Source organism: Rubrobacter tropicus, assembly GCF_011492945.1.
Lineage (GTDB): Bacteria > Actinomycetota > Rubrobacteria > Rubrobacterales > Rubrobacteraceae > Rubrobacter_D > Rubrobacter_D tropicus.
This window is the reverse complement of record NZ_CP045119.1, coordinates 1,858,472-1,883,160: the sequence shown is the minus strand read 5'-3', so window position 1 is coordinate 1,883,160 and position 24,689 is coordinate 1,858,472. Positions and strand designations below refer to the sequence as shown.

General features: G+C 60.0%; 23 protein-coding genes. 16 read left to right on the top strand and 7 right to left on the bottom strand.

The window, feature by feature from the left end; translation table 11 throughout:
* Positions 1-218: 218 nt before the first annotated feature.
* Positions 219-938 (top strand): hypothetical protein, encoded by a 720-nt coding sequence (locus GBA63_RS09335; RefSeq protein ID WP_166175512.1) that lies wholly within the window; start codon positions 219-221, stop codon positions 936-938.
* A 71-nt stretch (positions 939-1,009) separates the two neighbouring features.
* Here the strand turns inward: GBA63_RS09335 and GBA63_RS09330 are convergent, their stop codons facing one another.
* Positions 1,010-1,255: a hypothetical protein gene (locus tag GBA63_RS09330; protein WP_166175509.1), complete on the bottom strand. Its 246-nt coding sequence runs from the start codon at positions 1,253-1,255 to the stop codon at positions 1,010-1,012.
* Positions 1,256-1,408: 153 nt separating this feature from the next.
* Here GBA63_RS09330 and GBA63_RS09325 point away from each other — a divergent pair, with 153 nt between their 5' ends.
* From GBA63_RS09325 to tcmP, 4 genes are all read left to right on the top strand, one after another.
* Complete coding sequence (locus tag GBA63_RS09325; RefSeq protein WP_166175507.1) at positions 1,409-4,078, top strand: phage NrS-1 polymerase family protein; 2,670 nt, start codon at positions 1,409-1,411, stop codon at positions 4,076-4,078.
* Between the two features lie 35 nt (positions 4,079-4,113).
* The gene (locus GBA63_RS09320) at positions 4,114-4,404 is read left to right on the top strand and encodes a hypothetical protein (protein WP_166175505.1); all 291 of its coding nucleotides are present in this window, start codon (positions 4,114-4,116) and stop codon (positions 4,402-4,404) included.
* 188 nt (positions 4,405-4,592) lie between these two features.
* Positions 4,593-4,928 carry a hypothetical protein gene (locus tag GBA63_RS09315; protein ID WP_166175503.1) on the top strand — a complete coding sequence of 112 codons (336 nt, stop codon included), beginning with the start codon at positions 4,593-4,595 and terminating at the stop codon, positions 4,926-4,928.
* Positions 4,929-5,129: 201 nt separating this feature from the next.
* The gene (gene tcmP, locus GBA63_RS09310; RefSeq protein ID WP_166175501.1) at positions 5,130-6,245 is read left to right on the top strand and encodes a three-Cys-motif partner protein TcmP; all 1,116 of its coding nucleotides are present in this window, start codon (positions 5,130-5,132) and stop codon (positions 6,243-6,245) included.
* Here tcmP and GBA63_RS09305 read toward each other — a convergent pair.
* Positions 6,213-6,962, bottom strand: coding sequence for a DUF5131 family protein (locus GBA63_RS09305; RefSeq protein WP_166175499.1), 750 nt, complete (start codon positions 6,960-6,962; stop codon positions 6,213-6,215). The genes tcmP and GBA63_RS09305 overlap by 33 nt on opposite strands.
* A gap of 183 nt (positions 6,963-7,145) precedes the next feature.
* On the opposite strand from GBA63_RS09305, the gene GBA63_RS09300 reads away from it, so the two are divergent.
* The 9 genes from GBA63_RS09300 to GBA63_RS09260 all read left to right on the top strand — a co-directional run bounded on the left by GBA63_RS09300 (position 7,146) and on the right by GBA63_RS09260 (position 15,369).
* Entirely contained in the window at positions 7,146-7,370 is a 225-nt protein-coding gene (locus tag GBA63_RS09300; protein ID WP_166175497.1) for a helix-turn-helix domain-containing protein, read from the top strand.
* Positions 7,370-8,662 carry an MT-A70 family methyltransferase gene (locus GBA63_RS09295; protein WP_228282516.1) on the top strand — a complete coding sequence of 431 codons (1,293 nt, stop codon included), beginning with the start codon at positions 7,370-7,372 and terminating at the stop codon, positions 8,660-8,662. The genes GBA63_RS09300 and GBA63_RS09295 overlap by 1 nt, the downstream gene beginning before the upstream one ends.
* Positions 8,659-9,261, top strand: coding sequence for a hypothetical protein (locus GBA63_RS09290; protein WP_166175493.1), 603 nt, complete (start codon positions 8,659-8,661; stop codon positions 9,259-9,261). The genes GBA63_RS09295 and GBA63_RS09290 overlap by 4 nt, the downstream gene beginning before the upstream one ends.
* A 2-nt stretch (positions 9,262-9,263) precedes the next feature.
* A complete protein-coding gene (locus GBA63_RS09285) occupies positions 9,264-9,857 on the top strand; it encodes a hypothetical protein (RefSeq protein WP_166175491.1) in 594 nt (197 codons plus the stop codon).
* Position 9,858: 1 nt separating this feature from the next.
* On the top strand, positions 9,859-10,257 hold the full coding sequence (locus GBA63_RS09280) for a hypothetical protein (RefSeq protein WP_166175489.1): 399 nt from the start codon (positions 9,859-9,861) through the stop codon (positions 10,255-10,257).
* Between the two features lie 65 nt (positions 10,258-10,322).
* The gene (locus tag GBA63_RS09275; RefSeq protein WP_166175487.1) at positions 10,323-13,184 is read left to right on the top strand and encodes a hypothetical protein; all 2,862 of its coding nucleotides are present in this window, start codon (positions 10,323-10,325) and stop codon (positions 13,182-13,184) included.
* 159 nt (positions 13,185-13,343) lie between these two features.
* Positions 13,344-13,994 (top strand): hypothetical protein, encoded by a 651-nt coding sequence (locus GBA63_RS09270; RefSeq protein WP_166175485.1) that lies wholly within the window; start codon positions 13,344-13,346, stop codon positions 13,992-13,994.
* Between the two features lie 504 nt (positions 13,995-14,498).
* The gene (locus tag GBA63_RS09265; RefSeq protein ID WP_166175483.1) at positions 14,499-14,768 is read left to right on the top strand and encodes a hypothetical protein; all 270 of its coding nucleotides are present in this window, start codon (positions 14,499-14,501) and stop codon (positions 14,766-14,768) included.
* A 367-nt stretch (positions 14,769-15,135) separates the two neighbouring features.
* Positions 15,136-15,369 carry a DUF3892 domain-containing protein gene (locus GBA63_RS09260; protein ID WP_207957168.1) on the top strand — a complete coding sequence of 78 codons (234 nt, stop codon included), beginning with the start codon at positions 15,136-15,138 and terminating at the stop codon, positions 15,367-15,369.
* 204 nt (positions 15,370-15,573) lie between these two features.
* Here GBA63_RS09260 and GBA63_RS09255 read toward each other — a convergent pair whose 3' ends face one another.
* Both GBA63_RS09255 and GBA63_RS09250 read right to left on the bottom strand, forming a co-directional pair.
* Complete coding sequence (locus GBA63_RS09255) at positions 15,574-16,821, bottom strand: hypothetical protein (RefSeq protein ID WP_166175481.1); 1,248 nt, start codon at positions 16,819-16,821, stop codon at positions 15,574-15,576.
* Positions 16,822-17,017: 196 nt separating this feature from the next.
* On the bottom strand, positions 17,018-17,497 hold the full coding sequence (locus tag GBA63_RS09250; protein ID WP_166175479.1) for a hypothetical protein: 480 nt from the start codon (positions 17,495-17,497) through the stop codon (positions 17,018-17,020).
* Between the two features lie 124 nt (positions 17,498-17,621).
* Here GBA63_RS09250 and GBA63_RS09245 point away from each other — a divergent pair, with 124 nt between their 5' ends.
* Together GBA63_RS09245 and GBA63_RS23180 are read left to right on the top strand one after the other, a co-directional pair.
* Complete coding sequence (locus tag GBA63_RS09245) at positions 17,622-19,301, top strand: hypothetical protein (RefSeq protein WP_166175477.1); 1,680 nt, start codon at positions 17,622-17,624, stop codon at positions 19,299-19,301.
* 349 nt (positions 19,302-19,650) lie between these two features.
* Positions 19,651-21,024, top strand: a complete 1,374-nt coding sequence (locus GBA63_RS23180) for a thermonuclease family protein (protein WP_207957167.1) — start codon at positions 19,651-19,653, stop codon at positions 21,022-21,024.
* A 100-nt stretch (positions 21,025-21,124) separates the two neighbouring features.
* Here GBA63_RS23180 and GBA63_RS09225 read toward each other — a convergent pair whose 3' ends face one another.
* The 3 genes from GBA63_RS09225 to GBA63_RS09215 all read right to left on the bottom strand — a co-directional run bounded on the left by GBA63_RS09225 (position 21,125) and on the right by GBA63_RS09215 (position 24,381).
* Positions 21,125-21,559 (bottom strand): hypothetical protein, encoded by a 435-nt coding sequence (locus GBA63_RS09225; RefSeq protein ID WP_166175475.1) that lies wholly within the window; start codon positions 21,557-21,559, stop codon positions 21,125-21,127.
* Positions 21,560-21,614: 55 nt separating this feature from the next.
* Complete coding sequence (locus GBA63_RS09220) at positions 21,615-23,411, bottom strand: hypothetical protein (RefSeq protein ID WP_228282514.1); 1,797 nt, start codon at positions 23,409-23,411, stop codon at positions 21,615-21,617.
* Between the two features lie 283 nt (positions 23,412-23,694).
* Entirely contained in the window at positions 23,695-24,381 is a 687-nt protein-coding gene (locus GBA63_RS09215) for a response regulator (RefSeq protein ID WP_166175471.1), read from the bottom strand.
* Positions 24,382-24,689: the final 308 nt, after the last annotated feature.

The window sequence follows — 24,689 nt, the reverse complement described above, 5'->3', positions numbered from 1 at the left end:
CCGACTTCAGCGAACAACACTCCCTCGGTCTCGTGTCCTTCAACAAATCCGCCTCGCAGAAAGCTCCCAAAAACGCAACCGTATTCTACCCAGCGCATTAAGAATGGTCAAGCACAAAGTAATTTGCGGATCTTGAGAAGATCTTTCTGGAAATCCTTACGTGAAGCACTCGTTTGAGGCGGGACTGTCCCTTTGGCGCAAGTTGGTAGAATGCCGAGGTGCTTGAGCAGCTTCGACGCTTTTGGTTTTGGCTCTCCGCTCAAGACCCGGCGCTCAACTTGGACCAGAGGATGGCTCGCTGGGTCAACTCGGCGGCGATGGCGGGCTTTGCGGTGACCGGCGGGACCTGGATAGTCGGGTGGGCATTTGACTTGCCTTGGTTCGTGGGCTTGCTGATTGGTCTAGTCGTCTGGGTCGTGGCCCTCAATGCCTTTGTGTCCCTCGGAAGGCGGCGGCATAATCGGCAGATGGCAGCGCTCACGGGCGGCAGGGGAATCCTTCGCATGCCGACTTCGGAAAAGTTCGACGAACTCCGGCAAGAGGTCCAGGAGATGAAGGCCGATCTGCGGCAAAGCGAGCAAGAACGCGAACGCCTTGAGGCCGAGAAAGAAGCACGCAAGGACGATACGAATTCGCCGGTATCCCAGCAGGAGCAGCCGGGCAGAGAAGAGCTAAAACGGGACAGTCGGCAAATGGCCGATGACCTGAGACGGTTCCTGAAAGACAATAGCGGACGCTCAGAGAGCGAGGTAATGGAACTGTACCGCGACCGCCTGTTGTATAAAGTCGCCGCCCTGTTAGAAGAGCTAGAAGAACAAGGTCTCTACCCCCCAGAGAAGCTGGAGAGTTTTGAGATCAGCGCGAACGCCTACCCGCGCTCACCAATGGCTATAGAGCACCTTGCGGCAACGTTGGGCACCCTTGGGCACAGACGCTAGGGGTTCACCGAGGGGAAGGCTTGGTGATCTCGCCTTTGAATCCTTGAGAGTATCGGGAAACTGGCAAGCCCTCAAAAGGCCACTGCCGATTTGCTTAACGAAGCTGTATTCTTTCGCAGGTGTCCGAGGGCACCTTTGGGGTTCAGCAGGCCCACGATCTTGCCGTAGTCCCCGTTCTTGCCCTTCATCTCGCTGCCGACGAAGTTCTCGTGGAATTTCACGATGCCTTTCAAGAGGTGCGCGTCCACCTCGTAAAGAGCGGCACCAGTCCCCGGGCAGAGACACCATACGACGATCTTGTAGTTGACGCCGATCATAGACCGCGCGGTAGACCTTGAACACTTTCCGGTCGATGCTACGCTCTCGAAGTTCATCACGATAAGTTACAAAATGAAAAGAACTTCTGAAAAATATCCATGGAAGGAACCGTGCTCCTTGACCGATCGAGTCGACGGGCAGGAAGGGACCTCGTGAATTCAAAGCGGGGGTCGAAGGCCTATCAACCCGCCGCAAAGAGGTCGAGGATAAAACCCTCCGGCCGTGTCCCCCGGCCCCTCGAAGGCGTTATTCCCCAACTAAGGTGGTACGTCTGGAAGTACGAGCGTCCGAAGTGGGATCATCAGAATGGGATCTGGAAGAAAGGGAGCCGACTCGCCAGGAGCCCGAGAACGCTCGGCATTATCTACTGGTCGGAAGAGAACTGGGAAAGGAACCTCGGCCTGTGGGGGAAATTTGAAGAGGCTCACGCGGCCTTTTGCGAGAACAGAGATCTCCAGGGCATAGGCCTCCTAATCGAACCGGGACGCGCCATCATGATCGGGGGGGAGAAAGTCTACCCCGTATTCTTCGACCTCGACAACTGCCGCGACCCAGAAACTGGGCAGATAGAGCCCTGGGCCGAGGAGATCTTGTGGAGCCTCGACACCTACGCCGAGGTGTCCCCTTCGGGTGAAGGGATCAGGGCCATAGGGCTTGTAAGAGAGCCCGAGGAAAGAGGCTGCTTCTTTTACACACCTGACGGACAACACTTCGTCACGAAGAAGGAAGACGGGTACCGCAGGCTGGAGGTTTACGGCGGCAACAGAGGCGGGCGTCACCTCATCACCTTCACCGGGGCCGTTCTGGAGGACAAGCCTCTGCGGGAGGTAAAGGGCTTTATGGACGAGAGAATTCCGAAGAAACCCCCGCGCGACGACAAAGAGGCCGCGATTCCCGAGCCTCTCGGCGTCTCCGAGGAACAGATCTTGGAGATCATGCGCTCTTCCAAGAAAGACGGCGAGCTGATCCAGCAATTCATGGTCGGCGATAAGGGCCTGTGGAAAGGCGAGAACGCCATCTACAAGAGGCGGTCCTATGCCGACCTGGCGTTCTTTAGGAAACTTGCGTTCTACGCTAGGGGAGACAAGGGGCGTGTACTCAGAATCGCACTTTCTTCCGGCATGCGCAGGGAGAAGAGGTGGAGCCCGGATTACCTGAACAACAACATAGAGAAGGCCATTTCCTCCTGCAAAGGGAACTTCTACGACCCGGCCTACTCCTCCACTCAGGAGGACGACAGGGAAGTACCCAGGGCGAAGGTTTACCTCTCCGACAATGACCTCTTGCGCAAACTGGCGGAGACCAAGGGCGAAAGGTTCGAGAAGCTCTGGGAAGGTGATGAGGGCTTGTGGACGGACTCCGGCCCCTACGAAAAACCTGAGAAGGATTCAGAAAAGGGCTTGGAAGCGGCCCAACTCGGTCTCTGCTCCATGCTGTCGTTCGTCACCGGCAACGACGAGGCCAGGGTCGACAGGCTCTTCAGGAGGTCCGGCCTATATAAGGACAACTGGAAGGACGAGACCTACAGGACCCGCACCCTGAAAATGGCGCTCTCCGAGACCATTTTCGATCCCGACTGGAGGCCCGACAACGGAGAGAGGGATTCGGCCTTAGACGTCCTTGAGGAGATCAGACTAGGCCTGGTCTGGGACGTGTCGGGGGGCATTAACGCCTGCTACGACTACCTCGCCCTCATTGGCAAGGGGCGTATCGACGGGAGGCTAAAGAAGGATATAGGTCCCGAGTACGGCATCGACAAGAAGGTTCTCCGCGAGATCGACCAGCATGACGGCGAACCCGAGGTCGTCGTGGAGGCAGCGGTCCGTGGCCTCATGCAAGGCAGCGGCGTGTACTCGAAAGGCGGGACAAACAAAAGGCGGAAGATCTTGGAGGAGGCGGGATTGATCAAGACGCTCAAGGAGGGTCGCAAAAGAGAGCCGTCTGTCTACCTTCTAAGAAGCCCCAAGCACATTCCCAGAAAGATCATCCCGTATCCGACGGGATTCGTAGGGACACTCAGCGGCTGTCAAGCCTTCCAACGAGGCCTGGACGATCTCGACATTTTCGGCATAGACTTCTGGCGTCACCCTCTCCAAACGCTGAGTTTCAGGAGGACGATGAAGAGTGTACCCAAGACGCCCTTCCGCTCACCCCTGAACTCCATGGCTTGCCACGACAAGAACATTAAGGACCTCCTCCTGCGCACCCGCGTGGAGGAGGACCACCCCGACAAGGACGAGCACAGGGGCTTCGAGGGGGAATTTCTACTCCACCCCCCTCTGGCCCTCTCGGCTCCCTACAACGCCCCCGTCTACCGCTTCCAACAACCGTCGCCCGACCGTCCAATGGACGCAGCGACGAGGCTGAATCTCGTCCGCACGCAGGGCCTGAGCCCGAAGCAGAAGTTTGTCTTGGAGCAGATAGACTACGGCCGCAGATCGCTCCTTGAGCTGGAGAAGTTCTTTGACGTCGTCACCGACAAGGAGAAGAGCAATTTCAGGCGTAGGTACCTACGCCCGCTAGAGAAAGAGAGCCTGATCGTTTCTTTCCAAGATGAACGCTACGGGAAAAGCTACGAGAAGGCGGAGAACTTCGAGCAGGCGCTAGAGGAGGTGTTCACTCGGTCGGGAAGCGCGGAGAAGTACGAGGAAATCAGAGGACGCGCTGGACGAGAGAGAAAGGCGGACCGGGTCAACCTGGAGGAGTGGGAGAAGAACAGGAGAAAAGCCGAAGAGAAACTGCAGAGGGGCAAGGAATTACTCGAACTGTACACGAACAAGGGGAAGAGCAACACCTCTAAGGGTCGGGTGGTGCGCGGATGACCCGAGGTAGGAGTTCCGAAAGCGGTTCCGACAGAATGGCACTGTGGGGAGACCACCTCAGGCGAACCTTCAGGATAGTCGATCTCTCAAAGGACGTGGAAGGAAAGGCCAAAGAGGTCTGCGACCTCTTGAACGACTGCTTCCCAGCAGGAAATGCCAGAGACGCGGCAGGAGCGACTCCCGACCAGATGGCCTTCGTCCTCACCCTGGCGAAACTCAGCGAGGAGGAGACCCAAGACTTCTTCGACGTTATCACCTGCGCAGGAGGCCTATCCTCCCAACAGGCCCATCACCTGATTAACAGGCTGAAGAGAAAAGCCCCGTAGAAATAAGGCAGGGGCCAACAGCAGGGAGATCGAAGGTAGAACATATCTGAATACTCGTATCTAAATATACAGAACAAATATATCAATATGTTCGTTTACACACCCCCCTCAAAAACAGGACAGTAAAGATATACAAAGAAACACAGGGTGTGGGGTGTGTGTCCAAAAGGGAGAAGAGAGGAGTTCTGTTGAGAGAAACGAGAATGCGGATTGAGGGAGGATCTTTGGAGAGGCTATTCAGGCTTTTGGACCTTGCTAGGAATCCATACCTCGGCGAGAAGGTCCGGGAGACGGTCCTGGAGTTGGGCGACTGCTTTCCCTCCGGGGCCGAGGAGGACGGGTTAGGCGTCAGCCTGGATCGATTTGAGAGGATCTGTTCGTTGGTGGGGTTAGACCGGGTTGAGAGCGTACAGTTCGTCGACCTGTGCAGGGAGGCGGGAGGCCTCGACGCCAACCAGTCCACTCACCTCATAGGTGTTTTAGAGAGGCAGAACGCAGAGTTGCGTCAGGGCGCAGGAGGATAGCCTGTTCCTTGACAGCCTACCCCGTCGAGTCCGGTAAACTCTTTCGCCGTCGTTGACGTCTCTCCCCTGACCGCTCTTCGACGCCACTCCTTCGGCTTGAGCCTCAGAAAATCGGTGGTGAGGGTAGCGGTCCTCGTATATCGTTGAGGTGTACTAGGTATCACAAGCATTCGTGGAGCAGATTATGGGAGGCGTAGCGACGTGATCGGTCCTGACAAGCAACCCGATTTGTGGGAATACAAAGAACACACCGGCCTAAAGCACGCCATCCTCTCCAACTACCTCAAGAGGTGGATATCGATCTTGGGCAGGCCAAGGGCGGGTAAGCCGAAGACGATGCATTTCGTGGACTCCTATGCCGGGCGTGCGAGGTACAAGAGCGGAGAGTTAGGGTCGCCCATCCTGTCGATGGAGGTGGGTGAGGAACTCCACCGCCACTTCAACGGTGCCTTCTTCCTAGAGTGCCACAATGTCGAGCGCGACGCCTTCAACTTTGCTTCCCTAAGATGGGAGGTCGAGGTCGCCAAGCAGGATTTTCCCTCGGTCGGGGTGCGCAACTACCAGGGCTCCTTCGAGGATCGGGCGGGCGAGATCTTCTCAAACATCGGTGCCGGTGAGCCGGCGCTGGTTTTCCTCGACCCGTTCGGCTACCAGAGCATAGACATGCCGCTCAAGATGCTGGACCGGCGACGCAACGAGGTCTTCATCACATTCATGAGCTCCTTCGTAAACCGCTTCCTAACGGACCCGTCCAAGGCCGCCGTCATGGATCGGATCTTTGGGACGCCCCGGTGGAGGGAGCTTCGGGGCGTCCCGAACCGCCAGGAGCGGCTTGTTCGTCTGTACTGCGAGCAGATCCAGATCATGGCGCGGGAGAAGCTGGGCGTAGATGAGGTCCTCGTTTACCCGATCGACGTGGACTTCGAGGGCAGGGATGCCGACATCTACCACCTCGTCCACGTCTCCCAGCACGAGGCGGCCCGCAAGGCGATGGAGGAGGCCGTCTGGAGCGCCAATGTTCTGAAAGACGCGCAGCTCTCGCTGCCGCTGCCCGACGCCGCTGTCGAGGACCTCATACTTGAAGAGCTGGGTGGAGGAAGGACGCTGCAGGCGCTACCCCTAGCGAAGAAGGTGTGGCTCCGGCACTTCACGGCGACTTGGCGCGACGATGTGCGGGGGGCTGTAAAGGCCCTGGAGCAGCGGGGCGAGGTGATCGTGACACCCAACGACCCGAGCAAGAAGCGCAAGGTCGGCAGCCTGGCGAAGGAGAAGGACTGGGTCGAGCTACGTGGCGGCGGCCAGCCCCGCCTCGTCTAGGGCGCGGAGGTGTGCCGACCAGGCGGACGGCATCTCGTCGTAGACGCGCCCGTCCAGCTCCCGTCCCCCCGCCTTCGGGTGGAGTCCGCCCCACTGCTTGAAGAAGAAGGCGGCGCCGGCGTTACGCGCCTGGGTGCGGATGTCCCGCACCCACCCGGCCTCGATCGGGCGGTGGCCGCGCCCGGACTCCCCGCCGACTATCGCCCAGTGGATGCCTTCGAGGTCGAGGTCTAAAGGTCCCAAGAGCGGCTCGCAGGAGAGAAACCTGACGGCCGCCGGGACCCGCCTCAGGTAGTCCGCCCGGTGGGCGTAGTCCTGGTTCTCCACGGAGACGCCCATCCATACGTTACGGGGCCAATCCAGCTCGGGCGCAAGCTCCGCGAGCCGCTCGTGGCGTTTAGTGAGGATCTGGAAGACATGGCGCGGACACTCCTCCATCACACGGAAAATGCTCTCCAGCAGTGGGAAGGGCATCCGCTCGTGGAACAGGTCACTCATGGAGTTGACGAATACCCGGCTCGGCTTGCGCCAACGCCTCGGATCGTCCAGCCGCTCCGGGTGGAGGGTGAAGTCGAAGCCGTTGGGGAAGTGCTGCGTGAAGCGTTTGGTGATGGTTTCGGCGTAGCAGTGTTTACACCCCGGGCTCACTTTGTTGCAGCCGGTGGTCGGGTTCCAGGTTTTGTCGGTCCACTCTATCGCCGTTTTCGTGCTGGACACCAGCGCCTCCTCCCCGCCTTCAACCGGAAGCCTACGCGTTCATTGTAGGGAAACAAGGGGCACAAAACATCTGCCTCGACGAACACCTCTTTAGCCCTCCGGACACAAAGTGACGAGAAGGGATACCACGACCCCCGTTTTCACAACTAGTAACTGACACCCAATCCTTCTAGGAGGTCTCAGTTGCAGACGAACACGCGAGACGAGTTGATCTTGGCGAGGGACGAGTGGATCTCTGTCGACGAAATTGGCCGGATGTTCTCGTTGTCAAAGAACAAGAGTTACGAACTTCTCTCTTCCTCCGGAGGGGAGATCAGGGCCGTCCGTCTCGGGAGGACCGTGAGAGTCAACAAGGCGAGCCTGCTCGAATACGTCCAGAACCACCCCTACGCTAAGGTGGAAGCGTGATGGGGCTGGCCCCGGTGGAGACCTCGGGCCACCCGATCACTCGCGACATCTCTCTTGACGACATCCTCGTCCCGGATGGGCGCGTGCGGGAGCAACGCCACGATCCCTCTCCTCTGGCCGAGAGCATGCGTGAGCGAGGCCAGCTCTCCCCCATCATCCTCACGCCCGATCTCACCCTCGTCGCCGGTCTTCACAGGTACGAGGCGGCGGGGATTTTGGGCTGGGAGACGATAAGGGCCGAGATAAGAGACTACGACGAGATCGAGGCACGCCTCGCCGAGATAGACGAGAACCTCTGCCGCAACGACCTCACCGTCTGGGAGCAGTCCCGCCACGTCGCCGAGCGGGAAAGAATACTCGACGCTCGGAACGAGAGGGCGCAATCTGGAGACAATCGACATTCTAATTCTAGGGGCGACACGGTGTCACCCCTTACCAACGAGCGTCTGGCGGGCGAAGCCGGCATGAGCGAACGCACCTACCAACGCCGCCACAAGATCGGCAGGCTGGGGCCGGAAACTTCGGCGATCCTCGATCACGCAGACGCCACCGACGATAAGACCCGCAACCTACTCAACAGCACCACGCAGTTAGACCATCTCGCTAACATCACCAAAAAGCGCGGCGACGAGGTGGCGGCCGAGGTGGCTCTCGCGGCCCTGACCGAAGAGGGCGGCAACACTTTCAAGGTCTACGAAGAAATGAAGAGGGAACAGGACAGGGTCGAGAGGGAAGCGAGGCGCGAGTCCCACAGGGCTACCTTGCGCGAAGCCCCGCCCCTCGATCGCCGCTACGAGGTCCTCGTAGCGGACCCACCCTGGAAATACTCGTTCTCGACCTCCGACTCACGCCGCGTGGAAAATCAGTATCCGACCATGCGCCTCGAAGAGATCAAAGCGTTAGAAGTCCCTGCGGAGGCGGACGCAGTCCTCTTCTTGTGGGCCACTTCCCCAAAGCTAACAGAGGCGCTGGAGGTCATGGAGGCGTGGGGGTTCGACTACAGAACCTGCATGGTATGGGTCAAGAACAGAATCGGAATGGGTTACTACGCTCGCCAGCAGCACGAACTTGTTCTGATTGGCAAGAGGGGCAACCCTCCAGTACCCGAACCCTCCGACCGGCCGTCCTCAGTCTTCTACGGTGATCGCAAGAATCACTCCGCGAAAACGGAGAATTTCTACAAGGTAATAGAGCGGATGTACCAGGATGAAAGTAAGGTCGAGCTCTTCGCGAGGGGTGCTCGCCCTGGCTTCGACGCCTGGGGAAACGAGGTCCTGGGGGCCGCCTCGTGAGAAAGATCCACAATTTCCAGCAGAGCCTCAAAAAGAGTAAGGATCTCGAAGACTCTCCGTTCTGGTTTGATCTTTATAAGAAACGCTTTCCCGGTCTTGTCTCCGCAGAACCGATAACAGAAGATGGTTGGGCGCAAAGGGCTGGCATCGATCGCCTCCTGATTCTTTCCGACGGCTCGATCGTCAAGGTCGACGAGAAGGTTCGTCAGAAAGACTATGGCGACTTCCTCCTCGAATACCATTCCTCATACGAGAGGAAAACTCCGGGCTGGATCTCCAAGGATCTCAACTGTGACTTTGTGTCGTATGTTGTCGTTCCCGCCAAGAAGTGCTACCTGCTTCATTTCCAACTGCTGCGACACACTTGGGAAGCGAATCACAAGGCATGGATCGCGCAGTACCCCAGGATTGAGGCCAAGAACGACGGATACACGACTGTCTCGGTGGCTGTCCCTAGGAAGGAGGTCTGGCGGGCTCTCAAAGAGGCCATGGTTATCACCTGGGAGGGAGACCCTTTCGCCGAGCCTTCCCGCCCGAACGAAGCTATCGCCCCTGACGAAGAAATACCCGCCGCGACAAACTCCCGAAAGGATCAGTGAACGTGGATCTCAACGAACGACTCTCTGGAATCGAAAGAGGGCTCGCCCTCTTGGCTGACGGTGCCTCCTTCGACGATCCCGCCGAGTTCGAGTATCTCTGCCGCCGCGACCCTGACGAACCCAAGATCCTCAGCGGGAGGTACGCGGCAAGACTAACCGGTCTGGAGGATACAGATGACCTTATCGCCTTCTACTTCGAGATACTCTGCGGCGAGTGGGCGGGGACGGAGGTATCCGGCGACGTCGAGAACGACTTGTCGAGCGAGACTGAAGGCAGGAGCTGGGTCGAAAGTCTCTTGGGCCGTCCGCTAGAAGAGAACGAACGGATTGACCTTGACCTCGGCAAACTTGTCGGGAAACGGTGTGAGATCAGGATAGGCGATTTCCTCGGAAGCCCTTCGGTACTTGAAATCTACCGCGCCTCTCCCGGAGATCCCGAACTGGAGGAGTTACTGCTTCAAGAGAAAATTTTGCACCACGACCCGTTCGACTCCGAGGCCGTACAACGTCAGATCGAGGAGGACAAGCGGCTATTCCGTGAGGTCGGCGGCCTGCTCAACAGACGGTTGACTCAAGCCGAACGGAGGTCGATTTAGCGTGGAGTTCATAGTCACGTTCGCCGACAATGGCTCTAACGTCTCCTCCTCCAACGATTCTTCCGATCCCGGCTACAACCCCGTCTACCTGTTTCTGGACTCCACAAACCCCTCTCCCGCCCCTTCAGAACCCGTCGCCCTGAACCTGTCGCTTCCGGCCGGCAACTACTGCGAGGAGGCCGCGCTCTCTTTCCGTGGCACGACCGCCTCCTACTGGGAACTCTCCGCAGAGGACCCCGCCGCAGGACCCGTCACCTGGTCCCCCTCGGTCGCCCTTTCCGTAATCGACGGCCAGTCCACCCGCTTCTGGACAAGGACGAGGACGGTCTACGAGGAGGTCCCCGTCGACGACCGCTCCGTGTCGTTGTGGGTTGTCGGGGACGTCCGGGAGACTCCATGAACGTTTATGGCTATGAGATCCCTATGCCCAGCTCGTCTCGATAAACCCAGAAAGAAAGCATACAAATGATAAATTCCGACGTGTTGGATCTTATACAGTCCCTCTTCTCGGGTCCAAATTCCGAGAGGAGCAAGCAGGCCGAGAGTTCTTACAATCGTGCCCGTGGCCTCAGTGAAGGCGAAGACTATATAAAGGCCCACGATCTGTTCGTCCGCCGTTTGAAAACGGAGGTAGAGCACGAACAACTCTCTAAACTCCGTGCCGAGGTCAACCGCAAACTTGAGGCCGGCCCGGAGAACCTAACCCTCGATGATCTGACCAAGATCGACATGCAGGTGGACGGCCTCTCGAAGAAGCTGGGACGGTCCTTCGGTGTCAAGAGCCGCGTCGAGGGCGAGAGGGTGCGTTCGGTGGACACGTCGGGCCTCGATCAGGCTGTTAATCAAGTGTATCGTCAACACGCCACCGTGGCCTCGGAGATAGACGAAACCGTCAGCCCGCAAATGGCCGCCCGGCTGTCTTACGACTACCGGAATCTGGGTGAGCAAGAACGCCAGCAAACCATGAAGACTGCCCCAACGGAACAGTTGATCCGAGGACTCGTCGGCAGCGGCAACCAGGAAGACCTGAACAGGGTCTTGAAAGAGTCGGGACAGAAAGCGCCAAGCGGCTTCGCACGCTTCGTCAGGAACAAGTCCGGCGGCGACGAGGGAGAACTGTACCAGGAGGCGGCAGAGAAGGTAGTCGGCGAGGAGCAAGACCTGTTCCGCCGGAAGCTGGAGGAGGTGGCCCTAGAGAAAGCCAGAACCCGCGCCCAAGAAATAGAGCAGCAATACAAGTTAAAGGCGGAAGAGCAGGGCGAATTACTGTCGCGTTGGAAAGACGAAGGAGAGCAGCCTTACTTGGAGGACCTCAGAGCCCTCCGTGAGAAAGGTTTCCTAAAACCCGAAGAAGCAGCAGAGTACGTCAACAATCGGGAAGAAATAGTCAACGACCCCGTTCGGGGACAGGCCCTTGCCGCAGACGTGATTACCGCACGCAGCGCCGATCAGGGTACCGAGACCGCTTTCGGGTATCCAGTAAATCCCCAGCAGGAACAGCAGGGCGGTGCGGTGCCTATGGGGTTAGGTGCGGCAGCAGGAGCGGCGGGCAAGGCCGGGAGCCTCCTCGGAGATTCGAGGGCAGGACAGATGGCCGGCAAAGTAATTAACAGCGGAGCGTTGAGGGCATTGGGGCCCGCCGCTCTCGGATTTGCCGGACTATCGGCAACAGCCGACCTGACCGCCATGAGCGGGAGGACTGGCGCGGGTTCAGTAACGAACGCCGTCACGTCTACGTTGCCAGGCATTGGTGGGCTCGCGGGGTCCCTCGGCGGCCCCGTGGGAACGGCCGTCGGTCTCGGTTTGGGTTACGGTGCGAGTAAGGTCGTGGGAGGAGTTATGGACCCCTACGCCGACCAGGTCGCGTTCGCGAAGCAGGCGGAAGCAATCTCGGGCGAGAACCTTCAAGGTGAGGGAGCACAGAACAATTTGCTCCAGGCTTTGCAGGTCGCGACGCCCTTCTGGGCGTCTGGAGGAGCCGGCGGTTTAAGGGAGTCCCAGAACCGGGCCCGCCTTAAGAACCCGTTTCTCGACCCGGCACAAATCTCGGCCCTCACGGACGAACTGCTTAGGCTCGGAGATTCGGTCGAATCGGCGGCCGAGAAGGTCGAGCCCCTATCTCGCGTGGTCGCCGACTTCAATTTGGCCCCTGCCTTGGTGGCGCAGTTGGAACGGGCGGGCTCCACGGGATCTCTAGGTGGCGTGGAAACCGCCCGATACGTCGCCTCAATGATTCAGAGCCAAGCGGGACGGGGACTGACGCAGCAGGATATTTCGGGGTACGTTGGGCAGGCAATAGAAACCCTCGGTCCCGTTAGTGGCTACGCCGAGGCTCCAGAGAGTGCCCTCGCCTACAGCGGCTTGATGTCTCGCGGCGGAGAAGAAGCCGACTTGCTCTTCCAGAACGCCGGCACCGTGGGCAAGATGATCGAGTCCGACGCCGCGATGATGAACGACCCGATGGCGATGATGATGATGGGCATGGACCCGTCTTTAAGCCCCGAACAGCAAGATCCGGGGGCCATGGCGGCCGGCAGGATCGAACTTGCCAAGCAGCTCGGCGGGATGGTCGAGATGGCCCCCGACGGCAACCTGAGCACGAACGGACGTTACCAACTGCAAATGGCGATGCAGATGGAACCGTGGGCGAGCGCGTTCAAGGGCATGAGCGTCGATGAGGTCGCCGAGATGATAACCAACCCGAACATCACCCCCGACAACGCCAGAAAGGAATTCGAGACCCAACAGAAAGAAAGAAAAAAGAAGGAGAAGCAGCAATCCCTCGCCGCCAAAGGCATAGGGAGCGGGAAGTGGAGCGGCGACGGCCTCACCTACGACCAGTGGGACGCCAACAAGCTCTACCGCGCCTCTAGGGACCAGGCGAAGGGCGACGGGGCCGTCGGCCGGCTGGTCGGCCAGAACAAAGACATAGATCTCGAAAACGTAAGGCTCGCCGGGAAGGGCGACAAGACTCTCGCCGACGCTCTCGGCGACCCCGATTTGCTGAAGAGGCTGAACCAGGGCAAACAGAAGATCCGGGTCGGCGGAAAGAACCTGACGGTTGCGGATTACAACTTGCAGGACATTCGCGGCCAGGCTTACCTCGGGGAGAAGGGAGGCTTAAACTTGGGAGAGCCCGGCAAGGGCGAGAAGGCCGGCTACAAGGCGGAGATAGACCTCTCCGAAAGGGCTTCCAAGTATTTTGAGGTCAAAGACGTGAGAAACCCCCAGGGCGCGGCGGGTTCGACCACGGAATCCCAGCACGCCCACGCCACGAACACGGGAAAAAAGAACTTGAACGACAAACCGATTTATGGTGGGGGCTGACCGCCGATCTCCTCTACCGTTTCCCCTTCTATTGCCTTCACCGCTTGCTCGCCATCAAGCGTCAGACATCGCGTTGGGGTACGCTTTGCCCATGAGAGAAGGTGTTCTCGTCCTCATGGCAAGAAGCTATTGGGGACGATCACAATAGTTAGCTCCCTGTTGGGCGCAGTCGTCGGTAGCCTGTTGACCATTGCTGGGCAGGCCGCATTGCGCGTCCTTCGAGAGTGGGGAGACGTCCGAATAAAGGTTCATGCTTGGGAGGTGACGTATCCGGAGGGCGTAAATAGCGGCGGTACACGAACGGTGAACACGGCCGTTCCCGGTTACTCGCCTTACGATAAGAATCCGGAGCACTACCAATCCGTCACGGCCTCTTACTCGATCAGCCTTGAGTTGTTCAACGAAAAGGATTTGGACACGGCGCTGCAAGGCATCGGCGTAACCTTCTACAAAGGCAATGAGGTTGCCGCAGAGGGCGATTTGCTAGACAAAGACGCACCGCGCCGAGGGTTGTCGTTGGGGGATCGAATGAGGCGTGAGGTACGTTCTCACGAAGACTATTCCCGACCTCGCCGCGCAGAAGAGTTTTTGGAGGCCCCTACTACCACCGTGGACCTGCCATCGCGCAGAACTGTCCGCTTGACGCTCTCGGGGGAGATCGACGGGGCCGCTGGGTTGGAGGTGATGAGAAGCTCTCGGGTAACCCTCAATGCCTCCTTTCCGAACGGCAGTCGCTTCTCCAAGGAGATAGCAGTTCTGGTAGGAACCTCTGATATCACCGGCGACGAATGGCAGTTAACGGTCGAGTAGCCCCGCCGCCTCTCATTTCTGTGACTCCGCTCAAGTTCAGCTCGACATAGGTATGCTTCGTTACCCGGACTCCCAGAGACACAGCGACCTGCCGGCCTCTTAAGGGTTTGCGTCCTCCGAAATCTCTCTCCCCTCGCGCTCAACGTTCCGTCGAACAAAGTCTTCAACACTCGCCGGGTCGAAAATCCAAGCCCCGCGCCCCGGACCGTTCTTCCCAACGTAGACCCCCCTCACGCGCCTCTCTCTCGCGAGGTTGATGGTCCCTTGTCGCGAATAGCCGAGCAATTTTGACGCTTGTCCAGTAATTATCCACGACTCTAGTTCTTCTATACTCGGCAATTCTGGCCCCTTTTCTTGATCTTTTGAAGCCTCTTGTTCTTACTTGTAATCCTAACACTCTATTTGACAAACGTAAACAATATTGAGACAATGTGTAGGTACAGAAAATGGCCCTGGCGGTGCGACCCAACGCTTCGGAGCCAGGCCGAGGAAAGGACGAACCGCGTGACCGACGAGACCACCCTCTTCCCCGACGATACGGGCTCATGCTCCCGACTGGTCCGCTTCTGCGTCTTCGATGACCCTACCGGCCTGGATCTCCATCTCGCGGGAGAGATCAGGCAGATCGACGGGGACGTTTACACGGTCTCCGCCCGCCGCCTGACTGACGGCAAGCTCTTCCATTTCAGCGACCTCCACGACGGCTGGGAAGACGCGCTGGCCTCTTGGGAGTCTTTTAAGAGACGCTGGGAAGAGACGTTGGGTCTGGCTTGACCCTTCGGGCAACGAAGGGCGCCTTCGAGGGCTCCTAGCCACTCTGTATTCGCCTCTGAGCGGCGAAGTTGGCGTCTAAGGTCCTGGGTATCTTTTTCTTAGAAGCCAACTTCGCCGCCATTGTTGACGCCTTCGGACGGGCACAACAGTGGCGGCCGGGGCTCTCACGCTCCAAGATTACCGTCTTCTCGCGACGATCTCCTTGGGACATTCACCCTCCAAATAGATTTCACGCAGCAAGCAAACTTGCGGGAGCGCCTTCAGCTTCTGGATCGTCAAACTCATGTCCTTACTTACCTCTGTTTTTGCGCAAACCCTAGTCATCATAGTAATATTCGAGGCAATAGAGTTCGTGAAAGGAATGCTTGTGGCTGGGAAGAGGAAGGTCGTTGACGCGAGGCAAGATCACGAGGGCAACATCAGCCATGTGAGGCTCGAAGGCAATCGGAACTTCACCGACGTAAACAAGGCCATAGAGATCGCGAAGCGAGGCGGGCTGGAGAACGCCCACGCGGTCAAGAAGAAGGACGGCGGCGAGTACCTTCGCACCAACCCTGACGGCAGGTCCGGCAACAACCTGGACGAGATGGCCCAAGACTGATCTTGGCTTGAGCGCGACACGCTTCCTCGGTGGCGGCTTCGATTCTCACCGTTATCGCAGACCTGACTCCCCCTCCGAGAGCATATCAAGCGAAAAGATCGTAGCTTTCCCGCGTGGTCGCCTTAGCCAACGGGGGCACCAGCTCGCGGGCGACGAACCGGGGGCACCCTTCATCGTGGTGGCCTAAGAAACAATTCTAACCGACTATAGTCGGTTCAGCCTTTTCAACGCCTCTTCTCGTTCGGCGTCGGCATCTGGAAAGCGGATAATCCAGAATCCCTGGAACTTCTCACGCGATTCCTTTGCCGCCCTTGCAAAATCTACGCCGGCATCCTTCAGTTCCTTGGCCTTCGCCTCGTGGAGATTCGACGAAAACTTCCTTTCGGGTCCCATGCTGCGGACGTGGTAGTCGAGGTACGCAAACAGGACGAAGAACACCGCCGAAAGTAGATCACCGGCCTCATGGTGACCGTTCTGTCGGGCCCATATAACCCCTTCGGCGGAACGTTCCAGCGGCCTCGTGTTGAAATTGACGCTCATCCCGAACGTCCTTTCGGTCGTCCCCATCTCGACGAAGGCTTCTGCCAGGACCTCCAACGCCTCCCCGTCTCCGGCGTTCATGGCGGCACCGCCGAAGGGCAGGAGGCCGTCCACCAGATAGTAGATGCTCTCTGCGGGGCCCAGCTTTCCCAGCAGGGCGTCCGTGGCGTCCTTCACGAAGGTGCAAGCCTCCCGCTCGACCCACGCGCTATCCGTGCGCTTCTCGGGAAACCGGTACTCGAAGAAGCCGGGATTTTCGCGTAGCAGGCGCGGTTTCTGCTCCAAGATGTAGTCTTTCAGGAACCGGGTGACGAAGTTCATGCAAAGGTGGAGACTCGTATAGTCCGTGGAAAGGGCCAGGTTATTCAAAGACTCCCCGAGCCCCCGGACCGCCAGGGAGACAGCGTCGCGGTTCCCGGATTTCAGCCCTTCCACGGCCCTGGTCGCCATGAACCCGCAGAACTCCGCCGGGCTCAGCCTCCTGAACCACGCGGAAGAAAACACCCCCAAGGCCACGAAGGTCAAGAGTACGGGTCCCACCGCCCCCACCGCCCATTCTTTGGTGGACTCGCCAACGCTCTGACCGCTCAGATCAAGGGCTCCTAAAAGGAGGATGCAGAAAGCGGGCACCTCGAAGAGCAAGGCGACGACGAACATGAAGCCCGGACTGGTCACGACCAGGGCCCCCGCCCTGCCGGTGTACGTGGCGGCCTGCTGCTGGATGACCACGACCACGACGCCGAAGGCTATGGTCACGGGTATGGCCGCGAACTGCGCCAGGGAAGACAGGAAGGTCGAAACGGTCTCGGGGTCGCCGGAGAGGAAGGTCCACCCAAGGAGATTCTGCACCATCACGACGAGGGCGAAGCTCGCCAAGACCAGGAGGAGCGAGCTTGTCAGGGCCCGTATCAAACCCTATGTCTCATCTCTTCTTCGCGAACCCTCGTAAGGATGCCGCCTACTTTGTCTTTGGGGAGAGTGTAAGGCAAAGATCGCCTCTCCCTGGACGCCGACCTCCTCGGCTGGCACCACTATCTCCTCGACCACGAGCACCTCGCCGTCCTCAATGCCCGTGCCAGTTGTGCTCTGCATCCGTTCGACGTCAAATCTAGCGCGTGTAGCAGCCGTCCGCCTTCACGACCGGATACTCCTTCGGGCAGCTACCATCCGGCATGAACGGCGCGGGACCGTGCGCGGGGCCACCGGACTTCATGAGGTCGTTATCCCGTCGAGGGTTGCGCGTGCTGCCATCGTCGTTGTCGTACTGGTCGCCCGTGGCGCTCGTGTTGTCGTCGTCCGTACCGGAACTGGGCAGCTCTTCGCACGCGACGCCCTGCTCGCCCGTGAACGCCGTGCCCGGCTGCCCGTCGAGGCCGTAGGGGTCGGTCGTGTCCTGATCGTAGACGGCCTGTGCCTCTTCCTGCGTGGCGAAGTTCGCGCAGTCGTAGAGGTCATCCGACTCCTGCGCCTGGGCCGCAGCGATGACGGGTTCCGGGTTCTTGACGTTCTCGAACGCGATACGACCGGAGAACCCCAAGGCAAACACCAGCACGACCAAAGCCGCACGCGCGTACCATCTTGTGAACACGAACCGCCTCCCTCGGTTGCAAACGAAGACATTCTCTCATGGTCACTACGAACCGCGCTACGGCCTTATGAAGTCGGTGGCAAGCCGACTCGACTCGCTCGCCTCGTGAGGACCAAGGTGCCTCTTGAGGTCCGGGACAGTTCGGCTACACTTCCTTATTAGAGATATGTCGAGGCCCTTACACTTCACCATCGGCACAGGACTGGGCCTCCACCCCACCGTCGGACAGCTCAGCCTGGAGAACGATCTTCTGCTGGTCAAGGCCGGACTTCTCTACGCGGATCGGGTCCGGTTGTGCAGCATCGGGTCCTCCCTGGCCCTGGAGTTTGCCAAGCTCAAGGATGCCTCGAACCGCCAGCGTATGGAGTTCTTGAGGCAGTATTTTGAGGACTTGGCCTCGACCAACCCCGAAGCAGCGGTCAACATGCGCGAATTCGTGACAACGTACCGGGATTTGCAGAGACGCAGAGGAGGGACACGTAGCAAGGCTCAGATACAAACCATGTTCGAGGTGCAGGCGGGCATGAGACGAATATGGGCCAAGTTCGAGGAAGGCATCGGTGAGTTCCTCCGCGTAGCAGGAGCAGACGGGATCATGGAGGCCGTGGACACCGGACTCCTCGACCTGCACCGGTTCGAGGCCGGCGGGGTGGAGAGGATGGGCGGACTAGGGCCGGAGGACCAAGACCGGAGACAAGAGGAGTTCGTCGAGGACCTCTTCTGGGAGTTCTTGAACCTGATCGGCGATGCGGTGGCCGACGGCGATACCAACCCCCTGTTCGATCAGATGTCCGGCAATCTCGTCAGAACGGGGATGGAGGCCGGGGTGGTGTCGCCCACCGAGAGCGGGGAAGCACGCGGGAGGCACAGCGGCCTTGCCTCCGACCTCCTGCGCCAACTGCCGCTGTTCGAGAAGGCGACCGTCAAGGAGATACTCGACATCCGCCGTGAACTCGAAAGCCCGCTGATCCGTTTTCGGGGAGCGGTCATAGGGATGTCGGAAGACATCCGCTCGGCGGCGTGGGACGAGGACTTCCCCAGCGATGCCGACAAGGAGTTCCGCAAGGTCGTGAAACCTGCCGTGCTCGAAATAGAGGAAGCCGTCCAGGACAATGGATCGTTAAGGTCACTTCTGTTCAAGGGCATTAGACCGGGGGACTGGGCGACCGGGCTCGGCGTAATGATAAGCACCTTGGCGGGCCTGCCCGACGCCGCCTCGGTCCTGTTGGGAAGCGGAACCACTACGGGCATGACGGCCCGAGGGGCGTACAAGGAATGGCTTGAGGACCGCAAGAGAATCGAGAGCAACCACATGTTCTTCTACTACGAGACGCGGGAACGCCTCGCTGCATTGGACTCGGCTGCGGCTGCGACCACGGTGCGTTCTTGGCGAGCGAAGCCAGAAGCCCTAGAAGCTGAGGTGGAAGCGGAAGGAGCGGCACTAGTGGACCAAACCCCTAGCGAGGCCGAGCGTGAAGCGCAAAAGTTCATGAACGAGAACGAGGACCTGCTAGATGAGGGCGGCTACGCGACCTTACAGCGGCTTCTCACGCAGGGGTTTCACGCCAGCAAAGACCTAACCGTGGAGCTGACGGAGACGGCTAAACAATACGCGCCTGCCAGACGCGCTCTCAACGAGGCCATGAGGAACCCTAATACGCGGCCTCGGAGGATGTACGAGCTTGAGCGAGAGGTGGAGCAGCTAAGGCCGATCTACGAGCGCAAGAAACGGCTTAACGAGAAGTTTAGTGAGTTCTTGGACCGGGCGGCATCAGCTTATGAGCGAGAGGGGGGCGAACTCTAGCAGAGAAGCTGTTCTTACAGGTCCACCGTATGCTCAAAGTTCAGCACATCCGCCGCATCTTGGTCGGCGATTAGCTACGTTTACCTCGTAACCTAGACCAGTCCCGCCTTCACGTCTCCCCAACGACTTCGGTCCTGACGGTCTGGGCCGGACGGTCGCTAACCTGGAGGCCAACTCATGACGTTCCACTTCCCATAGCCACCCGAGACGTCAACGTTCGTCACCTTGGACCGGACAAAAAGCGTTGACGCGGGCTTGTCAGACATTTAACATGCCCCGTGTCCGGGAAGGGGAAGATGCTCGTTCCTCCCCGCGCTGTTTGGGTTTGACGTAAAGGGGGCGTCGCGCGTTGGGCAACTTGCTTGCGAGGATTGGTGCCCTCTCGACCGCCGCGAAGGTGTTGCTCGCTTTCGCGGCCCTTCTCTTGCTCGTCCTCTGCATCGTGGCGAGTCCCCTGATGGTGGTCCTGGCGTTCCTGGCGCTCGTCGTCGCCATCTTCGCCCTGATTATTCGTATCCTTCGGCGGAGGCCGCTTAGGACGTGGGGCATTATTGCCGGGTCCTCGCTCGTACTAGTCCTCGCGTTCAGTGGCATATCGGGAGCCCTTTACGGCGGTGGTCAAGAACAGGCTGGCTCGACGGGGCAGGACGAGCAAGCAGCCGTCGCGCCGAAGCCCAAGCCCACCGAGGAGAAGAAGGCCAAGCCAGCGCCGAAGCCGGAAGAGGACGAAGACGAAGGCCGCTACGACGCCACGGCCACGGTAACGAGGGTCGTTGACGGCGACACCGTAGAGATAGAGCCGGCCGTGGACGGAGTGGAGGACGTGCGCCTGATCGGGGTGGACACCCCGGAGACCGTGGACCCGAGCGAAGACGTAGAGCCCTACGGACCCGAGTCCTCAAACTACGCGACCTCCGTGCTCGAAGGCGAGAAGGTAGAGCTGGAGTTCGACGAGGAGAGGACCGACCAGTACGGGCGGCTCTTAGCCTACGTTTACCTGGCGGGCGACGAGATGTTCAACGGGGAGCTCGTGGAGGGCGGCTACGCCCAGGTCTACACCGTCGATCCGAACGCGAGGTACGAGGAGCGCTTCCGGGCGTTCCAGGAGGAGGCCAGGGACGCGAACCTCGGCATCTGGGGCCTCTCCGAGGACGACCAGTGCGAGCTGGCCGACCGGGGCAACGGCATAGGCGACGGTACTCCAGGTTGTGAGGAACGACGGGAACCCGCGCCTCGTCCCGCCCCAGAACCAGAGCCGCAGCCGGAACCCGAGCCTGTTCCACAACCCGAACCGAAACCCGAACCTTCCTCCCCGGACGCGTCAGCCTCGGCAAGTCCCGATCCTGCGCCCGCACCGGCTCCCTCCTCTGGTGACCTCGACTGCTCGGACTTCGACACCCAGGAGGAGGCGCAGGCCGTCTACGATCAGGACACCTCCGACCCGAATGGACTGGACGGTCCACAGGGAGAAAGCTACACGGGAGATCCGGGCGTGGCCTGCGAGGACCTGCCGCCGGGCGGGTCGGAAGCCTCGCCCACGTCCTCAGCGAGCCCGACGTCTTCCGCCTCACCGAGCGCCTCGTCGCCGGCACCCAGCGGCGGCGGAGGGGCACCCTCTGGGGGAGGAGACATAGACTGCGACGAGGTGGACGGGCCGATCCCGACCCCGCCGGGAGATCCCGACGGCCTGGACGGCGACGGCGACGGTTTGGCGTGCGAATAGGTTTTGATCTCGGCCGACAATCTCCTTACACGACTGCCAATACGAGAGAGACCGGGTGGATCGATCCACCCGGTCTCCCCGTAAGGCGATCAGGAGCACCCTAGCAGCGGTCGACGAAGCCGCCCACGGACGTGTAGACCCTCGCGCCTTCGTTTCGGCCCACCTCGTTGTCGTAGATGTACTGCCTAGTCAGGGTGTTACTGTTGGCCGCGTAGCCGCTCTCGAAGGCTACGGTCTTTCCCCTCTTGAGCGTGCGGTTGACCCGGAAGGGCTCGTTCGAGCGAGGCTGGTGGACCGATCCTACGGCCTTGACCGTGATGGCTCGGCGCGTGTTGTTCGTGACGCGGGTAATCTCCGGGTTTCCGGTACAGTTCACCGCCACCTTGACCGAAGGAGCCGCCTCAGCAGGACGCGGGGAAACCGCAGACCCATCACCGGGACCCGCCAGGGCAAGCATCAGGGCTGCCGCCAGGACCGCCAGGAGAACGGAAACCGGACGGATAGGGAATCCCTCCGACATCGTGAGCTTGTCCACTTCGCTACCTTCCCTTCTGGTTCGTTGTTGAGACGGGAGTTGTTGCCGAATCGTCTTATGGTCTGTAAGCGATCCTGTCGAGCGCGGTCGTCGAGACGTTCCCGGCGCGGTCCCTGAACTGCACGGAGACCGTCTTGGTGCCCGCACGCGGACTAAGGGTCCACGCCTTGCTCGGGGTAAGGGATTGCCAGGCACCGTAGTAGTACGAGTTCTCGTTCTTCACGCGCACCTGGTAGGCACCGGAGGCCGGAGAGGGGTCAGAAGCGGTGAGCTTCAGGAAGACCCTCTGGCTCGCGGTCGAGGCCTTCCCGCCGTTTATCACGACGCGTCCGGTTGGCTTGGTGCGGTCGACCTTCCAGGTCCACTTCGCGGGGGTAGGATCGGTGTTGCCCGCCGCGTCGGTGGCCCTCACCTCAAAGGTGTGGGTGCCTTCGGCAAGGCGCGAATAGTATTCACGCCCTCCGTAACAGCGCGTGAACGTGGCAGCACTGTCAAGTCGGCACTCGAACGTGGAGCGCGTTTCGCTGGAAGCAGATCGGAAATCCGCATAGGTATCGGTGGTCGCCGCCGCCGTCTTGCGCGTTATGGTCGTCTGCGGGGCCGCGTCGTCGGAACCTCCCAGGTGGCGCGAAACCGCGAAGTCACTGAAGCCATTGGCGTCCTCCACCCCGCCGGCGAGCAAAATCTTGCCGTCGGGCTGCAGGGCCATACCGTAGGCGTCAGGATAGACCCTACCTCCCCAACCGTAGTCTATGTCGAGCGAGGCATCGCGGCTCCCGTCGGACTCATGCCTTACAACGCCCCAGCGATACGAATATCTCCGCGCGACGATCTTGCCGTCTGGCTGGATCGCCAATTCCTCGTACCGATCCTCATCCGTGTTTATGGCCTTGCCGGTCTGACCGAAAGTATCGTCGAAGGTGCCGTCGGGATCGTAGCGGACAAGGGCGGCGTTGTAGTTGACGCTCCCCGCCACGACTATCCTGTCGGAGGCGTCTACGGCGACGTCGTATGCTTCGTCGGTCGAGGAACTAATCTTGCTGATGAGCTTGCCGTCACCGTCGAAGGAACCGTCCGAAGACCCGTCGGGGTTGTAGCGGGCCAAGGCGAAGGCGTTGTAGCCCGTCGTGCCCACCGCCACAATCTTACCGTCCGTCTGAAGCGCGACACCCGCAGCCCCCTCGGAGTAGTCACCGAAGTCGGTGACTAGCGTGCCGTCGCCGTCAAAAGAGACATCGAGAGACCCATCGTTATTGTAACGGGACAGAGCAAAGTCTCCGCTGCTCTGTCCCGAGACCACGATCTTTCCGTCGGTCTGAAGGGCGACATCGTAAGCGTAGTCGTTGTTTGAGAAGAGGTCGGTCCTCACCGTGCCGTCGGTGCCGAAGGAGGCATCGAGAGAGCCGTCGGCCCCGAAGCGAGACAGCAAGAAATCTTGACTGTTACCGCCCGAAGCGTAACCGACAACGATAATCTTTCCGTCGGGCTGGAGGATAAGGGCGCTCACCTGTTCGCTGACGCCTGTGAGGTCTGCGGTCGTCCTACCCCCGGTCCCGAACGAGCCGTCGAGGGAGCCGTCTGGATTGTAGCGGGCAAGGCCTACGTCCATCTGATTGTTACCCTGGGCCTCCCCCGCGACGACGACCTTACGGTCGGGCTGGACGGCGACGTCCCTGGCGAACTCGTCCTTGAGGTCGTTGACGGGTGCGAAGTCTGTGCTGACCCTCCCGTCCCCGTCGAAGGAGGGGTCGAGATCCATTGGATAGGCGAAAGCCATACCACTCCACAGAACCGCCGCGACTATCCCTGTCCCGAGCCCAATCGTTATTCGCTGCGCTTTCCTGAACCCCATCCCAAGCACGCCTTTCTGCCAGGCTCAAGCCGGCTGTTTCTCCTTCGAGTACCCCCGTCGTAGTTGGAGCCCGTACCCTGAGGCGGTGGGACGGTGATCCTGCCCTCGCGGGCAAGAGGCCGCCCCGCCTTTAGCGGTGCTCCGCCTGGGAGGATTATCTGTCATTAGTGGCTAGGAGAACATTGGCCGGGTGGTCCGTTCTTGGGGCTCATGAGGTGAGCCATGTGGCTCACCACGAGGTTGGTCACATGTACAAAGGATTTTGACGGGTCTTGCTGGCCGGCTACCCCGAAATCAGTCCCAACTCCATGGCCCTAACGGCGGCCTGCGTGCGGTCGGAGACGCCCAGCTTCTTGACGACCCGTTCGAGGTGCCTCTTCACCGTGGAGAGGCTCATGTGCAGTTCTCCGGCTATCAGGCGGTTGGTCTTTCCCGTAACCACCAGCCCGAGCACCTCTATCTCGCGCGGGGTGAGCGGCACGGTCGGTGTTGCGAAGGCGAGTTCGGGTCGCCCGTTCATGCCCTCCTCGCCCTCTGCCGCGATGCGACGCACCAGCCGTCCGGCGAGGCCAGCGTCGATGGGCGACTCCCCGGCGAGCGCCGCACGGGCGGCCGAAACCAGGCGCTCGGGCCTCTCGATCTTGAGGACGTACCCTGCGGCCCCGGCCCGTATCGCCTCCAGCATGAGGTCCTCGGAGTCGTCTGCGGTCACGATCAGTACGACGGTCTCAGGAAAGCTTCCCTTTATCTCGCGCGTGGCCTCAAGGCCGCCCATCCTCGGCATCGAGAGGTCCATCAGGATAAGGTCCGGGCGCAGTTCACGGCACAACTCGACGGCTTCCAGCCCGTCTTCGGCCTCACCCACGGCCTCCAAACCTTCCTCTGCAGAGATCATGGCACCGAAAGCCCTCCTGAACAGCGGATGGTCGTCGGCGACGAGAACGCGAAAAGGTCCTGCCCCGTCCTTCATGCTTCCCGGTCTCCTCCCTCCAGGCTTACCGAGCCCTCCTGTCTTTCCATTCTACCCGACAGCCGCGACGAGGAAGGCCGAGATAGGCGAGCACGAAGCGGCGACCATGCCCCGCTTCGCGCATGCCGATCGTTCAATTACGAACGCCCCGGAGCACGTCCCCCGACAAGTCTCCGCCCCAAGAGGCCCGGAGACGAAGTGGGTCGAGAGCGTATGGCACGCCGAGGAAGGAGGCACGGAAAGGCTTGTCACCAAGCAGTTGAGTGATTTCTATAGGTGCGATAGCCCGAAAAGCAACCGCGATAGGC